We start from the raw sequence: 1,190 nt of genomic DNA, 5'->3' as shown, positions 1-1,190 counted from the left end.
TGTCGAGGATCTCCAGCTCGGCCAGTTGACCCTGCCGGAACCCCACACGCACCGACTGGAACTGCCCATCCTTGTTGCGAGGACGGGCCTCCACCCATTTCAGACCAGACGTTGCCTGTTGAGCCGTCGGGGTCGCGGACGCCGCACCCGATGATGACGCAGGCACGTCAATGGTCGCCACATTGCTGAGGACAAAGTCCCTCTCGAGGGCGCCACCTGCCAGCAAGGCTGCAGGGGTCGCGCCCACAGCCTGCGTCATGGGCCGAACCGTGACCTGGTTGAGGTCGGCGTCATAGAGCCAGACCTTCTTGCCATCGCCCACGATGACCTGCTCGGTCGGCTTCGTGTAGACAAACCGGAATCGGTCAGGGCGCTGAAAAGCCAGCGTGCCTTCGGACTTGCGTGTGCGCTTGCCGTCCGGTGAGGTGACGGTCTGCACGAAACTGCCCTGCCCGCTCTGCACGTCTTTGACGAAAGCGCGCAGCGACGCCACGGCGTCAGCCCTGGCGGTCGCCACGCACGCGATCGAAAGGCAGACTGCCACGGCCGCGGTGCGCGACATGGCGCTCATCCGGGGCATAAAAATGGATCCGTTGGTCTGGGTCATTGGCATCGGATGCGGTCTGTTCTCGAGGTGGTGAAGCGATTGTTCGATGGCACTTGCCGCCGCAGCGCGAAGGGGACATGCCCCCTCACCGAAACGAGCTGGCTCAACTCTCGTCCCATGGCGCCGACGTGGCACCGCCATCGCCGCCGCGCTGCGGCACGATGAGCTCGCGGTTGCCGTTGGTCGCCATGCTGGAGACCAGGCCGGACTTCTCCATCTGCTCGAGCAGGCGCGCGGCGCGGTTGTAGCCGATGCGAAGGTGGCGCTGCACCAGCGAGATCGAGGCCTTGCGATGCTGCAGCACGACGGCCACGGCGTTGTCGTACATCGGGTCTTGCTCGCCATCGCCGCCGCCCATGGGCGAGCCGTCGAGGTTGCTGCCTTCGTCGGACAGGCTGCCGCCTTCGAGGATGCCTTCGATGTAGTTGGGCTCCCCCTGCGTCTTGAGGTACTCCACCACGCGGTGCACTTCCTCGTCGGAGACGAAGGCCCCGTGCACCCGCGTGGGCAGGCCGGTGCCCGAGGGCATGTAGAGCATGTCGCCCTGCCCCAGCAGCGCCTCGGCGCCCATCTGGTCGAGGAT

At 66.0% G+C, this 1,190-nt stretch carries 2 protein-coding genes; both read right to left on the bottom strand.

Translation table 11 applies throughout. From position 1 onward, the window contains the following. Window positions 1-562, bottom strand: a 562-nt coding sequence (gene lolA / locus B2W70_RS11380; RefSeq protein WP_286745823.1) for an outer membrane lipoprotein chaperone LolA, incomplete at its 3' end; no start/stop codon positions are given. A gap of 148 nt (window positions 563-710) precedes the next feature. Beyond that, window positions 711-1,190 (bottom strand): DNA translocase FtsK (locus tag B2W70_RS11375; protein ID WP_286745775.1); only part of this gene is annotated, 480 nt, incomplete at its 5' end.

It is taken from the genome of Aquabacterium sp. UBA2148 (assembly GCF_002328915.1).
In the GTDB taxonomy this organism is placed as follows: domain Bacteria; phylum Pseudomonadota; class Gammaproteobacteria; order Burkholderiales; family Burkholderiaceae_C; genus Aquabacterium; species Aquabacterium parvum.
The sequence above is the reverse complement of the archived record's forward strand: the minus strand, read 5'-3'. Positions and strand labels throughout refer to the sequence as shown.